Below are 14,217 nucleotides of genomic sequence, written 5' to 3'. Positions count from 1 at the left end.
GGACCGTGAACTGCTAGAGCTGCTCGGTCTCGGCGTAGTCCTCGTTCCCGTCGGCATCGCCGAAGGAACCGGCATCGGTGTCGCTCCACGTCCCGGTGGCGGCGTCGTAGCCGGCAACGGTGGTCGGATCGAACGATGCGGGGCTGTCCTTGAGCGAGAGGCCGAGCGAGTGCAGCTTGACCTTGACCTCGTCGATGGACTTCTGTCCGAAGTTGCGGATGTCGAGCAGATCGGACTCGGTGCGGCCCACGAGCTCACCGACGGTGTGCACGCCCTCACGCTTGAGGCAGTTGTAGGACCGGACCGTGAGGTCCAGATCCTCGATGGGCAGACCGAAGGCGGCGATGTGGTCGGCCTCGGCGGGCGAGGGTCCGATCTCGATGCCTTCTGCTTCGACGTTCAGCTCACGGGCGAGGCCGAAGAGCTCCACCAGGGTCTTGCCCGCCGAAGCGAGCGCGTCCCGAGGCGTGATCGAGTTCTTCGTCTCGACATCGAGGACCAGCCGGTCGAAGTCGGTGCGCTGCTCGACTCGGGTGGCCTCCACCTTGTAGGTGACCTTCAGCACCGGCGAGTAGATCGAGTCGACCGGGATACGGCCGATCTCGGCGCCGGACGCCTTGTTCTGGACGGCAGGGACGTAGCCGCGACCGCGCTCGACAACGAGCTCGATCTCCAGCTTTCCCTTGTCGTTCAAGGTGGCGATGTGCAGATCCGGGTTGTTCACGGTGACGCCCGCCGGCGGCACGATGTCGCCCGCGGTCACAGCGCCGGGGCCCTGCTTGCGGACATACATGGTGACCGGCTCGTCCTCTTCGGAGCTCACGACGAGACCCTTGAGGTTCAGGATGACGTCGGTGACGTCTTCCTTCACCCCGGGGACGGTCGTGAACTCGTGCAGGACTCCGTCGATACGGATGCTGGTGACAGCAGCGCCGGGGATCGACGAGAGCAGGGTGCGGCGCAGCGAGTTACCGAGGGTGTACCCGAAGCCAGGCTCCAGCGGCTCGATGACGAACTTCGAACGGTTGTCGGCGATGACCTCTTCGGTCAACGTCGGTCGCTGAGAAATGAGCATTGTTTCCTCCTGTACGGGCGCCCGCTATTTGACGCCCACGATGGAATAGGCCGATCTCGTGATCGAGAACTGCCTGTTACTTCGAGTAGTACTCGACGATCAGCTGTTCCTGGAGCGGAACATCGATCTGCGCGCGCTCGGGGAGCTGGTGGACCAGGATCCGCAGGCGCGAACCCACGACCTGCAGCCAACCCGGGATCGGGCGGTCGCCCTGGGTCTCGCGAGCGATCTGGAACGGCAGCGTCGCCAGCGACTTCTCCCGGACATCGATGATGTCGTACTGGGAGACGCGGTAGCTGGGGATGTCGACCTTCTTGTTGTTCACGAGAAGGTGCCCGTGCGTGACGAGCTGGCGTGCCTGACGCCGGGTGCGGGCGAGGCCGGCACGGTAGACGACGTTGTCCAGACGCGATTCGAGGATCCGCAGGAGGTTCTCGCCGGTCTTACCGGGACGGGTGACCGCCTCCTGGTAGTAGCGACGGAACTGCTTCTCCATGACGCCGTAGGTGAAGCGAGCCTTCTGCTTCTCCTGCAGCTGGAGCAGGTACTCGCTCTCCTTGATCCGCGCGCGGCCGTGCTGGCCGGGCGGGTAGGGGCGACGCTCGAAGGCCTGATCGCCTCCGACGAGGTCGACACGCAGACGACGCGACTTACGGGTGACGGGACCGGTATAACGAGCCATGATTCTTTACCTTCCTTTCCCGTTTAGACGCGACGCCGCTTGGGCGGACGGCAGCCGTTGTGCGGCTGGGGGGTGACATCGGAGATGGTGCCGACCTCGAGGCCGGCGGCCTGCAGTGAACGGATCGCGGTCTCGCGGCCCGAGCCGGGGCCCTTGACGAAGACGTCGACCTTCTTGACGCCGTGCTCCTGCGCCTTGCGGGCAGCGTTCTCGGCGGCCAGCTGCGCGGCGAACGGAGTCGACTTGCGCGAGCCCTTGAAGCCGACGTGTCCCGAGGATGCCCACGAGATGACGTTGCCTGCGGGATCGGTGATCGAGACGATCGTGTTGTTGAAGGTGCTCTTGATGTGAGCGGCACCGTGGGGAACGTTCTTCTTGTCCCTGCGGCGCGACTTCTGGGTCTTCTTCGGACCGGTGCTACGTGACTTGGGAGGCATTACTTCTTCTTTCCGGCGACAGTGCGCTTCGGGCCCTTACGGGTACGCGCGTTGGTCTTGGTGCGCTGGCCACGCACGGGCAGGCCACGACGGTGGCGCAGGCCCTGGTAGGACCCGATCTCGATCTTGCGACGGATGTCGGCCTGCACCTCGCGGCGCAGGTCACCTTCGACCTTGAGTTCGGAGCCCTCGATGTAGTCGCGGAGCTTCGTCAAGTCGTCGTCGCCGAGATCCTTGCTGCGCAGGTCCGGGTTGACGCCGGTGGCCTCGAGGATCTCGTGCGAGCGGGTACGGCCGATGCCGTAGATGTAGGTCAGTGCGATCTCCATGCGCTTCTCGCGCGGAAGATCGACACCCATGAGGCGTGCCATGTGGCTTTTCCTTCTCGTTGCGGAGGTCTGCTCCCAGCCCGTCCCCTGTGTCGTCTTTCAACCGAGGTGTGCGGTGAACCGCGCATCTCGGCGAGTCTGTTCAACTCAGTGGGGCCCCGGCCTCCGTTCCGGGGGTGCACCGCGATCTGCCGGTGGGTGTGAACCCGATGGCCGTGGATCACGGCTGGTGCTGGGAGGTCTTCTCGTTGCTTGTCACCAAGCAGACCCGAAGAAGTGTGAGGTGGTGACTCAGCCCTGACGCTGCTTGTGACGCAGGTTCTCGCAGATCACCATGACCCGACCGTTACGACGGATCACCTTGCACTTCTCGCAGATCGGCTTGACGCTCGGCTGAACCTTCACGTCGTTCTGATCTCCTGTTGTGTGGCGGCCGGCGACACGGGGCCGCAAGCCACTGTTCCCCTGACCTGGGTGGTCGGGAAGCTTCTACTTGTACCGGTAGACGATGCGACCGCGAGAGAGGTCGTAGGGCGAGAGCTCCACGACCACGCGATCTTCCGGGAGGATGCGAATGTAGTGCTGACGCATCTTTCCGCTGATGTGGGCGAGAACCTTGTGGCCGTTCTCGAGCTCAATGCGAAACATCGCATTGGGCAGCGGCTCGACTACTCGTCCTTCGACCTCGATGGCCCCGTCTTTCTTAGCCATATCCTCCGCGATCCGTGTTGGTGACGTGCGGGCTGCATCGTCTTCCGTTAATGTGACGCGCACCGTTTCCGCTGCCGGTCGGCAGCGCGCCGGGACGAGGGTTCTCGACCTGGACACGCGAACAACCGGAGCGCAGAGCGCACCGCCAATCAATGTTACGGGAAAACATCGCACCAGGCCAAATGAGCCCTGCGGCTCCCCCGCCTCGATACAGTCCGAACGGTGCAGGCCCTCGACGCATGGTCCGAGTTCAACGTCGCGGTGGCGGGTGCGGGCGCCGCACTCGCGGGCCTGCTCATCGTCGCGATGTCGGTGAACATCGAACGCATCCTGCAGGCGGTGACACTCCCCAGTCGGGCAGCCGCGTCGATCGGCGCACTGGTCCTCTCGGTGACCGCCTCGTGTCTGGCACTCGTACCCGGCCAGTCGGCGACACTTCTCGGGTTCGAGGTCGCGGCAGGTGTCCTCGTCCTCTGGGCGCTGGAGTACGTCGCGATCCGTTCCATCCTGCGCGAGCCCGGGCAGCCTTCCGTGCTGCGTGTCCCGAAGATCGCCGTGGGCGCCCTCGCACCCGCTGCGTTCTCGGTCGGCGCGATCGTGCTGATCACCGGAAGTCCGGACGGCTACTACTGGGTCGCGGCAGGAAGTGTGCTCGCCGTCATGTCCGGCGTGCTGTTCTCCTGGATCGCGCTCGTCGAGATCCTGCGCTGACGGCCGGGCGCCGCGGCCGATCCCGCAGCGTCACGATCGCGACTGGCAGGATCAGCGCATGCGCGCGATCGTCCAGCGAGTCACCTCCGCATCCGTCGTCGTCGACGGAGAGATCGTCGGGCGGATCGACCCGACCACCCAGGGCCTGCTCGTCCTCGTGGGGGTGACCCACTCCGACACCCCTGCGACCGCACACGAACTGGCTCGCAAGGTGTGGGCGCTGCGCATTCTCGACGACGAGAAGTCCGCCTCCGACATCGGTGCCCCGCTGCTGGTGATCAGTCAGTTCACCCTCTACGGCGACACCGTGCGGGGGCGTCGGCCGTCGTGGAGCGCCGCGGCGCCGCGGCCGGTCGCCGAACCTCTCGTGGAGGCGGTGGCCTCCCGCCTACGGGAACTGGGTGCCACGGTGGAGACCGGCAGATTCGGCGAACACATGCGTGTCGAATCCGTGGGCGACGGGCCGGTCACCGTATCGCTCGAGGTCACTGCCGGGCACTGACCCGGAACCGGCGCTCCCCTCCCCCGGCGCGGCTTTCTGATCGCCCTGAGGTTTTCCGTTGTGCCTCAACCCTTTCCCGACCATCCTGAACCGAACTCGACGTGGGTGATTTGCGTGGTTCCCGCGTTTCCACTCGTTCGTACTCGATGGGAGGTTCTCGCGTGCTGGTTTCCCGCGGGCTGTCCGGGGCCGTCCGGCGATGTCGCCGAATGCACGGCACTCGACTGCACGATTCCGTTCCGTCCGCCCAGTGACACCGTCCAGGAAGCCTCGAAAGACCATGCGAGCCCATACGACACCCATCCACGACACGACGCCGAAGCATCGGCGCGGCCGCCGACGACGAGTGGTACCGCTCCTCGGTCTGATCCTCGCCGCCACGGCCGCGGTGAGCGCGTGCTCGGGGAGCGCGCCCGCCGACACGCTCGACGCGAGTGCGCCGATCCCCACCGAGATTCCCGAGGGAACCAAGCTGGTCATCGCCGACCAGCAGGAGGCCGTGCAGACGGCTCTCGCCGCGTCCGGCGAATTGGACCGGCTCCCGTTCGAATTCGAGTTCGCCAACTTCATCGGCGGTCCGGCGATTCTCGAGGCATTTCGTGCCGAGGCCGCCGACGTCGCGATCGTCGGCGACACCCCACCGATCCACGCGCAGGTCTCCGGCGAGGACGTACCGATCATCCTGTCCCGGCAACTGAGCCAGGACACCAACTGGTGGGTGACGTCGCCGAACTCCTCGATCACCACGATCGAGGACTTGCGCGGCCAGCGAATCGCCTACGCCGAAGGCACGGCGCAACAGCCCGTGGTGCTGCGCACTCTCGAACTCGCCGGATCGACCGTCGACGACGTCGAGTTCGTACGGCTCCAGTCCGCGGAGGTGAGCGACGCGCTCGCGGCCAACCAGGTCGACGCGGCTCCTCTCGGCGAACCCAGGCTCACGCGGTACCTGAACGACTGGGAAGCCGAAGGTGCGAGCGTCATCGACCCGGCCACCATCGACGGCACCATCTCCCAGGGGTTGAGCTACATCTACGCGCGGCGGGGAGCAATCGAGGATGCGGGCAAGGCCGCGGCGTTGCGCGCGTACCTGGCCGCATACATCCGGGCGCAGCACTGGATCAACGAGAACCAGGACGAGTGGATCGAGGCCTACTACGTCGAGAGCCAGGGCGTGAGTGCGGAGGACGGCCGTCGGATACTCGACTCGATCGGCCCGATGAGCTTCCCGAGACTCGACGACGCACTCGTGGCCCGGCATCAGGAGATCATCGACGTCCTCGATCGCGCCGGTGAACTCCCGGTGAGCGTCCGGGCGGAGGACGGCTTCGATCGACGGTTCGACGAGGTCATCGAGGAGACCGTCGCCGAGGTCGGCGCCACGCACGAGCGGCAGGAGTGAGGATGGCTACCCCGTTGATCACTCCCCCGACGGCCGCCGCCACCATCGGAGCCGCCCACCCCGACTTCGGCCACCTCGAACACCGCACGGGAACCGAACGTGCACGCAGACTCGGTCCCGGCAAGGCCATTCCCGCCTCGCTGGCGATCGGGCCGGTGATCCTCGTCCTGGCATGGCTCGCCGGGTCGCACTTCGGCTTCCTCGACGCACGCACGCTGCCCCACCCTCTGGTCGTGCTGGACACGATCGGCGAGCTGTGGAGCGACGGACGGCTGCCGACGAACATCGTTGCGTCGCTGCGACTGGCGTCGATTTCTCTGGTGATCGGCGTCGTGCTGGGACTGCTGCTGGCGCTCGTCGCCGGATTGAGCCGGGTCGGAGAATCTCTCGTCGACGGGCCCGTGCAGATCAAGCGCGCCGTTCCCACCCTGGCGATCATCCCGCTGGCGATCATGTGGTTCGGCATCGGCGACACCATGAAGATCATCATCATCTCGACCAGTGTCTTCATCCCGGTGTACATCAACACGCACGCTCAACTCCGTGGGGTCGACACCCGGCACGTCGAACTCGCGGAAACCGTCGGACTGTCCCGCTGGCAGTTCATCCGCGAGGTCGCGCTCCCCGGCGCGTTGCCCGGCTTCTTCACCGGACTGCGTCTGGCCGTGACCATTTCGTGGACCGCGTTGGTCGTCGTCGAACAGGTCAACGCCACCAGCGGTATCGGCTATCTGATGAACCAGGCGCGACTGTACGGGCAACTCGAGATCGTCGTCGTGGGGCTGGTCGTCTACGCGGTCTTCGGACTGGCCGGCGACTACACGGTCCGCGTCATCGAGAGGAGGGTGCTGTCGTGGCGACGAGCACTGGGGAACTGACGGCGGCGACGCTCGACCGACCGGACACCGACGGCGCCGAATCGGTCGCCGCCGTCCGAGGGCTCACCCGGGCCTTCGGCGAGAAGACGGTACTCGATTCCGTCGATCTCACCATCCACCGGGGCGAGTTCGTCGCCCTGCTGGGGCGGAGCGGATCGGGAAAGAGCACGCTGCTGCGTGCACTCGCCGGACTCGACTACGACGTCGAGGGAGCCGGGGATCTCTATGTTCCCGCCGACGTGTCGGTGGTGTTCCAGGATTCCCGACTCCTGCCGTGGCGCCGTGTGCTCCCGAACGTCGTCCTGGGATTGCCGGGCTCAGACGCGCGCGCACGGGGACGGACGGTGCTCGCGGACGTCGGACTCGCCGGCCGCGAGAATGCTTGGCCGGTAGAGCTTTCGGGTGGTGAACAGCAACGCGTGGCCCTGGCTCGCTCCCTGGTGCGCGGCCCGGCGCTACTGCTCGCCGACGAACCTTTCGGAGCGCTCGACGCCCTCACCCGGATCAAGATGCACACGCTCCTCCAGGAGCTGTGCGCGAAGTATCGGCCCGGAGTCCTCCTCGTCACCCACGATGTCGACGAGGCAGTCACTCTCGCCGATCGTGTCCTCGTTCTCGACAGCGGAGGATTCGTCGCGGACCGACAGCTGGACCTCGGACCGGTGCGGACACACCGCGATCCGCGGTTCGTCGAACACCGCGAGGCGCTACTCGCCGCACTCGGTGTCGAGCACACCCCCGACCGTCTCACCGAAACCCCGAAAGAAGTGGACCGATGACTCGCCAGCTCCACCTCAATGCCTTCATCCATCCCGCCGGGCACCACGAGGCAGCGTGGCGGCATCCGCTCACCGAGCCCGAGCGGATCTACGACGTGGACTACTACCAGCAGATAGCCCGCACCGCCGAAGCCGCGAGGTTCGACGCGATCTTCTTCGCGGACGGCCCCGCGCTCCGCCAGAGTGCCGAGTTCAACGCCTCGGGCCGCCTCGAACCGATCGTGCTGCTCACCGCGATCGCTGCCGCGACGGAGAAGATCGGGCTCATCGCCACGGCGTCGACCACGTACCACGAGCCGTACAACCTCGCCCGTCTGTTCTCCACGCTCGACTTCGTCTCCGGCGGTCGCGCGGGGTGGAACATCGTCACCACGTCGACGGCCCTCGCCGCGGCGAACTTCGGCCTGCCGGAGCACCCGGACCCGTCGATCCGCTACGAACGTGCCCGCGAGTTCGTGGACGTGGCGATCAAGTTGTGGGACAGCTGGGAGGACGACGCCGTCGTCCTGGACCGTCCGGGCGGGCGGTACGCGGATCCGGCGAAGGTGCATCCGATCGACTTCCACGGCAAGCATCTCGAGGTACGCGGCCCCTTCAATGCACCACGGTCTCCGCAGGGCCATCCCGTACTGGTGCAGGCCGGTTCGTCCAACGACGGCCGGGACTTCGCCGGCCGGTACGCGGAAGCGATCTTCACCGCCCACCAGACACTCGACAACGCACAGGCCTTCTACACCGACATCAAGAACCGGGCCTGCCTCGCAGGGCGGGATCCCGACCATGTGAAGGTCCTCCCCGGCCTCAGCCCCTTCATCGCCGACACCGAGGAGGCCGCACACCGGCTCGAACGCGAGTTCAACGAACTCACCATCCCCCGGTACGGCCTGCGGCAGCTCACCGCTCTCGCCGGTGTGGACCTCTCGTCCTTCGATCTGGACTCCCCCGTCCCGCGGGATCTGTTCGGCGACGCCGGGGCGGTCACCGACAACAACCGGAGCCGGACCCAGGTCATCGCGGAGATCGTCGACCGGGAGAACCCGACCGTTCGCGAACTGCTGCACCGGCTCGCCGGTGCCCGGGGGCACCGGGTCTTCACCGGCACCCCGGAGCAGGTGGCCGACACCATCGAGGAATGGTTCACCGAGGGCGCCGCGGACGGCTTCAACATCATGCCCCCGCACTATCCGCGCGGGCTCGAAGCCTTCACCGACACGGTCGTCCCGATCCTGCAGCGACGCGGTCTGTTCCGGACGGAGTACACCGGAGACACGCTTCGCGACCATCTCGGACTCCCGCGCCCGGACAGTCAGTACGCGGGCCGCACCCCCGAATCCACCGAGCTGGTGAGTTGACGGGCCGGACACCGGCGGAGACCGTCCTCGGCCCCGAAGGTGCGAATTCGGCACAGCCCACAGAGCTGGGGACCGGAAAGCTCGTCGTACACGTCTTCGTGCCGAGCGCGTTCCTCGGGATCGGCACCGGAGCGTCTGCACCGGTGCTTCCGCTGTCCGCGCTCGGCCACGGCGCTTCGGTAGCCGTCGCCGGACTCGTCCTCGCCCTCGGCGGGCTCGGCATGGTGCTCGGCGATCTCCCGGCGGGCCGGTTGGTCTCCGTTCTCGGTGAACGACGTTCGGTGCTCCTCGGGACCGGGCTCGGTGTCGTCGGTGCGCTACTGTGCCTGTTCTCGTGGTCGGTCGCCTCTCTCGCGGCGGGCATCCTCGTCGTCGGGCTCGCCGGAGCACTCTGGGGTCTGGCACGACAGTCGTATCTCGCCGCCGCGGTGCCGGTGCACCGGCGTGCACGCGCGATCTCCACCATGGCCGGCATGCATCGGCTGGGCTTCTTCGCCGGTCCGTTCGCCGGCGCCGCGGCGATCCACGTGAGCGGACTGTCGGCCGCATACCTGGTGCAGTTGCTCGCGATCCTGGTCGCCGGCGTGTTGATGGGGACACTGCGCGACCTGCCCGACCCGGACCGCGACCCCGGCGCCGCCACGCGCTCGGTCCGCACCGTGCTCTCCGCCCACCGGCGGATCCTGGGCACGCTCGGTGCCGGCGCGCTCACGATGGGGATGCTGAGGGCGAGCCGCAACGTCGTGCTCCCGCTGTGGGCGAACCACGTCGGCGTCGACCCTGCGGGGATCGCATTGATCTTCGGCGCGGCCGGGGCCATCGACGTCCTCGCGTCCTATCCGGCCGGATACCTGATGGACCGGTTCGGGAGGCGGTTCATGGCCGTACCCGCCATCACGGTATTGGGTGCCGCGCACGCGGCGCTCCCCTTCACGACCACGGCAGCCGGAGTCGGCGCCGTCGCGCTGGTCCTGGGGCTGGGGAGCGGAATGAGCAACGGGGTGATCATGACGCTCGGGGCGGACGTCGCTCCGAGCGATACGCGCGCACAGTTCCTCGCCGGGTGGCGCCTCGCCCACGACACCGGGATGTGCCTGGGGCCGGCCGGAATCGGGCTCCTCGGCGGGGTCGCCACTCTCGGAGTGGCCTGTGTGACCATGGGTGGCGTCGCATTCCTCGGCGCGGGAATTCTCTGGCGCTACATTCCGCGATACGTGCCGTGGCCGCCGCCTCGACCGGCCCTGCCTACTCCGGGCGGAGCGTGAGGATCCGGGGGCCGCTGTCCGTCACGGCGACCGTGTGCTCCCAGTGCGCGGCGCGGGTTCCGTCGGTGGTGACGACCGTCCAGTCGTCGTCGAGGACGGCGGTATCGGTGGTACCGAGAGTGAGCATCGGCTCGATCGCGAGTACCGAACCGACGACGAGCTCGGGGCCCTTGCCCGGCGCGCCCTCGTTGGCGAGGAAGGGATCCATGTGCATTTCCCGACCGATGCCGTGGCCACCGTAGCCGTCCACGATGCCGTAACGGCGCCCGTGCGCCTTCTCCGCGGCGCGGGTGCCCAACTCGATCGCGTGTGAGACGTCGGTGAGCCGGTTGCCCGCGATCATCGCCGCGATACCCGCCTCCATCGACAGGCGGGTGGCCTCGCTCAGATCCTCGTCCTCCGCCGCGACGTCGTCACCGACACCGAAGGTCCAGGCCGAGTCTCCGTGCCATCCGTCGAGGATGGCGCCGCAGTCGATGGACACGAGGTCTCCTGCGGCGAGAACGTCCTCTTCCGACGGGATACCGTGCACGACCCGGTCGTTGACCGACGAGCAGATCGACCCCGGAAACCCGTGGTAGCCCTTGAACGAGGGGACGGCGCCGGCGCCGCGGATGACCGACTCCGCCACGGCGTCGAGCTCGAGAGTGCTCACACCCGGCTTCGCGGCGTCACGCACCGCGACCAGTGCACGACCGACCACGGCGCCCGCCGCGGCCATCGCATCGAGTTCACCGGCACTCCGGAACGGTACGACCTTGCGGCGACGCCCGAATCCCATCTACCTGCCCATCCCTACTTGCCCAGAGCCTTCAGGGCCCGGTCGTTGACCTCGTCGACCTCGCCGACCGCGTCCACAGTGACCAGCTGGTTCCGGTAGTGGTCGAGCAGCGGGGCGGTCTCCTCGCGGTAGACCCGGAGCCGATTGCGAATGACGTCTTCCTTGTCGTCCTCGCGTCCGCGGGCGAGCATGCGCTCGACCACGACGTCCTCGTCGACGACGAACGACAGCACCGCGTCGAGCTCGGTGTGCAGCTCGGCCAGGATCGCCTCGAGGGCCTGGGCCTGGTCCACCGTCCGCGGGAATCCGTCGAGCAGGAATCCGTTCGCGGCGTCCGGCTCGGCCACCCGCTCCTTGACCATGTTGTTGGTGATCTCGCTCGGCACGAGGTCGCCCGCGTCGAGGTACCGCTTCGCCTCGAGGCCCAGCGCCGTCTTCTGGCCGATGTTGGCGCGGAACAGGTCGCCGGTGGAGATGTGCGGGACGCCGAGCTTCTCCGAGAGGATGGCGGCCTGCGTGCCTTTACCGGCACCGGGAGGACCGAGGAGGACGAGTCTCACTTCAGGAACCCTTCGTAGTTGCGCTGCATCAGCTGGCTTTCGATCTGCTTGACGGTGTCGAGGGACACGCTGACGAGGATCAGCACGGCCGCACCACCGAAGATGCTGGTTGCCGTCTCACTGCCGGACAGGAACAGGTGCGGCAGCGTCGCGATCGCACCGAGGTAGATCGCACCGACGACGGTCAGTCGGTTGAGGACGTAGTGCAGGTAGTCGGCGGTGGGCCGACCGGGGCGGATACCCGGGATGAATCCGCCGAACTTCTTCATCTCCTCGGCGCGCTCCTCCGGGTTGAACGTGATCGACACGTAGAAGAACACGAAGAAGACGATCAGCGAGAAGTAGAGCGCGATATACACCGGGTTGTTCGGGTTCACCAGGTACTCGTTGATGAGGCGCTGCCACCAGCTGGGATCCGTGGCCGAGGTGGCACCGGTCAGCTGGCCGATGAGGTTCGGCAGGTACAGCAGCGAGGACGCGAAGATGACGGGAATGATGCCCGCCTGGTTGACCTTGAGCGGCAGGTACGTGGACGAGCCTCCGTACATGCGGCGGCCGACCATCCGCTTGGCGTACTGAACCGGGATGCGGCGCTGACCCTGCTCGACGAACACGACACCGGCGATGACACCGAGCGCGGCCACGAGCACCAGGGTGAAGACGAGGCCACCGCGGCTGCTGAGCAGCACCTGGCCCTCGGACGGCAATCCGGAGGCGATACCGGCGAAGATCAGCAGCGACATGCCGTTGCCGACGCCACGCTCGGTGATCAGCTCACCGAACCACATGACGACGGCCGCTCCCGCGGTCATCACGAGGACGATGATCACGAGGCCGAAGACGCTGTCGTCGGCGATGATCGGTTCCTGACAGCCCTGCAGCAGCTGGCCACGGGCCGCGAGGGCCACGATGCCGGTGGACTGCAGGACGGCGAGCGAGACGGCCAGGTAACGCGTGTACTGCGTCATCTTGGCCTGACCGGCCTGCCCCTCCTTGCGGAGTGCCTCGAACTTGGGGATGACGACGGTGAGGAGCTGGACGATGATGCTCGCGGTGATGTACGGCATGATGCCGATCGCGAACACGGACAGCTGCAGCAGAGCGCCACCGGAGAACAGGTTGATCAGCGAGTAGATACTCGCCGAATCCCCACCCGACAGGTCGTCGATGCACTGACGCACGTTCCCGTAGTCGACGCCGGGGGACGGCACGAGTGCGCCGATCCGGTAGAGGGCCACGAGACCGAGCGCGATGAGGATCTTCCGCCTCAGGTCCGGGGTCCTGAAGGCCGAGACGAAGGCGGAAAGCAAAGATCCTCCTGGCACGACGTGTGGGGAGCATGCCTGATGTCGGCACGCTGCACGGGATGAACTCTAGAACTCTAACAGTGGCACGAAAGACGCGAATGGCCGCAGCACGGTGTGAGACCGTGCTGCGGCCATCGAGCTAGCTCGAGCAGATCACAGCTCGGTGGCGGTGCCACCGGCAGCGGTGATCTTCTCCTTGGCGGAGCCGGTGAACTTGTCCGCGGAGACCTGGACGGAGACGGTCAGTTCGCCGTCACCGAGGATCTTCACGGGCTGGTTCTTGCGGACCGCGCCCTTGGCAACGAGATCCTCGACCGTGATCTGTCCACCCTCGGGGAACAGGCGGGCGATGTCGCCGACGTTGACGACCTGGAACTCGACGCGGTTCGGGTTCTTGAAGCCCTTGAGCTTCGGCAGACGCATGTGGATCGGCATCTGGCCACCCTCGAAGGCCACGGGCACGTTCTTACGCGCCTTGGTGCCCTTCGTACCGCGACCGGCGGTCTTGCCCTTCGAGCCCTCACCGCGACCGACGCGAGTCTTGTCGGTCTTGGAGCCGGGCGCGGGGCGCAGGTGATGCAGCTTGATGGTCATGGTTAGACCTCCTCAACTGTGACGAGGTGACGCACCACGTTGATCAGACCGCGGTTCTGCTCGTTGTCCTCGCGGACCACCGTCTTACGGATGCCCTTGAGGCCCAGCGTCCGCAGCGAGTCCCGCTGGTTCTGCTTGGTACCGATGGTGCTCTTGATCTGGGTGACCTTGAGTTGCGCCATTACTTCACGCTCCCAGCCTGTGCACGCGCGCGCAGCATGCCGGCAGGTGCGACGTCTTCGAGGGGGAGGCCACGGCGAGCCGCGACTTCCTCGGGACGCTGCAGCTGCTTGAGGGCTGCCACGGTGGCGTGCACGACGTTGATGGCGTTGTCGCTACCGAGCGACTTCGACAGGATGTCGTGGATGCCGGCGCACTCGAGCACGGCACGCACCGCGCCACCGGCGATGACACCGGTACCCGGGCTGGCCGGACGCAGCATCACGACGCCCGCAGCGGCCTCACCCTGAACGGGGTGGGTGATGGTGCTGCCGATCATGGGCACGCGGAAGAAGTTCTTGCGAGCTTCCTCGACGCCCTTCTGGATGGCCGCAGGAACTTCCTTGGCCTTGCCGTAGCCGACACCGACGAGTCCGTTGCCGTCGCCGACGATCACCAGGGCGGTGAAGCTGAAGCGACGACCACCCTTGACCACCTTGGAGACGCGGTTGATGGTGACGACGCGCTCGATGTGGTTCGACTTCTCCGCAGCGTTGTCGCGACGGTTGTCGCGGCGGTCGCGACCGCCACGGCTGTTGTTGCTGTCCCCGGTGTTGGGGCCATTCTGTCCGGCGGGTCCGCTTCCGCCGTCACGCCTTTGACGTCCCGGCATCAGGCTGTCCTTCCGTGGAG

19 protein-coding genes are annotated in these 14,217 nt (G+C 66.8%); 7 read left to right on the top strand and 12 right to left on the bottom strand.

Going from position 1 to position 14,217, the window contains the following annotated elements; all coding sequences use genetic code 11:
* Window positions 1-13: 13 nt before the first annotated feature.
* The 6 genes from G4H71_RS16860 to infA all read right to left on the bottom strand — a co-directional run bounded on the left by G4H71_RS16860 (window position 14) and on the right by infA (window position 3,234).
* On the bottom strand, window positions 14-1,075 hold the full coding sequence (locus G4H71_RS16860) for a DNA-directed RNA polymerase subunit alpha (protein WP_072739808.1): 1,062 nt from the start codon (window positions 1,073-1,075) through the stop codon (window positions 14-16).
* Between the two features lie 76 nt (window positions 1,076-1,151).
* On the bottom strand, window positions 1,152-1,757 hold the full coding sequence (gene rpsD, locus G4H71_RS16855) for a 30S ribosomal protein S4 (protein ID WP_072739807.1): 606 nt from the start codon (window positions 1,755-1,757) through the stop codon (window positions 1,152-1,154).
* A 23-nt stretch (window positions 1,758-1,780) separates the two neighbouring features.
* The gene (gene rpsK / locus G4H71_RS16850) at window positions 1,781-2,194 is read right to left on the bottom strand and encodes a 30S ribosomal protein S11 (RefSeq protein WP_072739806.1); all 414 of its coding nucleotides are present in this window, start codon (window positions 2,192-2,194) and stop codon (window positions 1,781-1,783) included.
* Complete coding sequence (gene rpsM, locus G4H71_RS16845) at window positions 2,194-2,565, bottom strand: 30S ribosomal protein S13 (RefSeq protein ID WP_072739805.1); 372 nt, start codon at window positions 2,563-2,565, stop codon at window positions 2,194-2,196. The genes rpsK and rpsM overlap by 1 nt, the downstream gene beginning before the upstream one ends.
* 249 nt (window positions 2,566-2,814) lie before the next feature.
* A complete protein-coding gene (rpmJ, locus tag G4H71_RS16840) occupies window positions 2,815-2,928 on the bottom strand; it encodes a 50S ribosomal protein L36 (RefSeq protein ID WP_005207978.1) in 114 nt (37 codons plus the stop codon).
* Between the two features lie 84 nt (window positions 2,929-3,012).
* Window positions 3,013-3,234, bottom strand: a complete 222-nt coding sequence (infA, locus tag G4H71_RS16835) for a translation initiation factor IF-1 (protein ID WP_003418601.1) — start codon at window positions 3,232-3,234, stop codon at window positions 3,013-3,015.
* Window positions 3,235-3,456: 222 nt separating this feature from the next.
* Here infA and G4H71_RS16830 point away from each other — a divergent pair, with 222 nt between their 5' ends.
* The 7 genes from G4H71_RS16830 (at window position 3,457) to G4H71_RS16800 (ending at window position 10,123) form a co-directional block, all read left to right on the top strand.
* Window positions 3,457-3,945: a hypothetical protein gene (locus G4H71_RS16830; RefSeq protein ID WP_072739804.1), complete on the top strand. Its 489-nt coding sequence runs from the start codon at window positions 3,457-3,459 to the stop codon at window positions 3,943-3,945.
* 58 nt (window positions 3,946-4,003) lie between these two features.
* Complete coding sequence (gene dtd, locus G4H71_RS16825; RefSeq protein ID WP_072739803.1) at window positions 4,004-4,447, top strand: D-aminoacyl-tRNA deacylase; 444 nt, start codon at window positions 4,004-4,006, stop codon at window positions 4,445-4,447.
* A gap of 280 nt (window positions 4,448-4,727) precedes the next feature.
* Window positions 4,728-5,849 (top strand): ABC transporter substrate-binding protein, encoded by a 1,122-nt coding sequence (locus G4H71_RS16820; protein WP_083343300.1) that lies wholly within the window; start codon window positions 4,728-4,730, stop codon window positions 5,847-5,849.
* A 2-nt stretch (window positions 5,850-5,851) separates the two neighbouring features.
* Window positions 5,852-6,727, top strand: coding sequence for an ABC transporter permease (locus tag G4H71_RS16815; RefSeq protein ID WP_072739801.1), 876 nt, complete (start codon window positions 5,852-5,854; stop codon window positions 6,725-6,727).
* The gene (locus G4H71_RS16810; RefSeq protein WP_072739841.1) at window positions 6,724-7,506 is read left to right on the top strand and encodes an ABC transporter ATP-binding protein; all 783 of its coding nucleotides are present in this window, start codon (window positions 6,724-6,726) and stop codon (window positions 7,504-7,506) included. The genes G4H71_RS16815 and G4H71_RS16810 overlap by 4 nt, the downstream gene beginning before the upstream one ends.
* On the top strand, window positions 7,503-8,858 hold the full coding sequence (locus G4H71_RS16805; protein WP_072739800.1) for an LLM class flavin-dependent oxidoreductase: 1,356 nt from the start codon (window positions 7,503-7,505) through the stop codon (window positions 8,856-8,858). The genes G4H71_RS16810 and G4H71_RS16805 overlap by 4 nt, the downstream gene beginning before the upstream one ends.
* Entirely contained in the window at window positions 8,855-10,123 is a 1,269-nt protein-coding gene (locus tag G4H71_RS16800) for an MFS transporter (protein ID WP_083343302.1), read from the top strand. The genes G4H71_RS16805 and G4H71_RS16800 overlap by 4 nt, the downstream gene beginning before the upstream one ends.
* Here the strand turns inward: G4H71_RS16800 and map are convergent.
* The 6 genes from map to rpsE form a co-directional block, all read right to left on the bottom strand.
* The gene (gene map, locus G4H71_RS16795; protein WP_072739799.1) at window positions 10,104-10,904 is read right to left on the bottom strand and encodes a type I methionyl aminopeptidase; all 801 of its coding nucleotides are present in this window, start codon (window positions 10,902-10,904) and stop codon (window positions 10,104-10,106) included. The genes G4H71_RS16800 and map overlap by 20 nt on opposite strands.
* A 14-nt stretch (window positions 10,905-10,918) precedes the next feature.
* Window positions 10,919-11,464, bottom strand: coding sequence for an adenylate kinase (locus G4H71_RS16790; RefSeq protein WP_072739798.1), 546 nt, complete (start codon window positions 11,462-11,464; stop codon window positions 10,919-10,921).
* The gene (secY, locus tag G4H71_RS16785) at window positions 11,461-12,774 is read right to left on the bottom strand and encodes a preprotein translocase subunit SecY (protein WP_072739797.1); all 1,314 of its coding nucleotides are present in this window, start codon (window positions 12,772-12,774) and stop codon (window positions 11,461-11,463) included. The genes G4H71_RS16790 and secY overlap by 4 nt, the downstream gene beginning before the upstream one ends.
* Window positions 12,775-12,924: 150 nt before the next feature.
* On the bottom strand, window positions 12,925-13,365 hold the full coding sequence (gene rplO, locus G4H71_RS16780) for a 50S ribosomal protein L15 (protein ID WP_072739796.1): 441 nt from the start codon (window positions 13,363-13,365) through the stop codon (window positions 12,925-12,927).
* 2 nt (window positions 13,366-13,367) lie between these two features.
* Window positions 13,368-13,547 (bottom strand): 50S ribosomal protein L30, encoded by a 180-nt coding sequence (gene rpmD, locus G4H71_RS16775; protein ID WP_072739795.1) that lies wholly within the window; start codon window positions 13,545-13,547, stop codon window positions 13,368-13,370.
* Window positions 13,547-14,197: a 30S ribosomal protein S5 gene (gene rpsE / locus G4H71_RS16770; protein ID WP_072739794.1), complete on the bottom strand. Its 651-nt coding sequence runs from the start codon at window positions 14,195-14,197 to the stop codon at window positions 13,547-13,549. The genes rpmD and rpsE overlap by 1 nt, the downstream gene beginning before the upstream one ends.
* Window positions 14,198-14,217 lie beyond the last annotated feature (20 nt).

It is taken from the genome of Rhodococcus triatomae (genome assembly GCF_014217785.1).
In the GTDB taxonomy this organism is placed as follows: domain Bacteria; phylum Actinomycetota; class Actinomycetes; order Mycobacteriales; family Mycobacteriaceae; genus Rhodococcus_F; species Rhodococcus_F triatomae.
The sequence above is the reverse complement of the archived record's forward strand: the minus strand, read 5'-3'. Positions and strand labels throughout refer to the sequence as shown.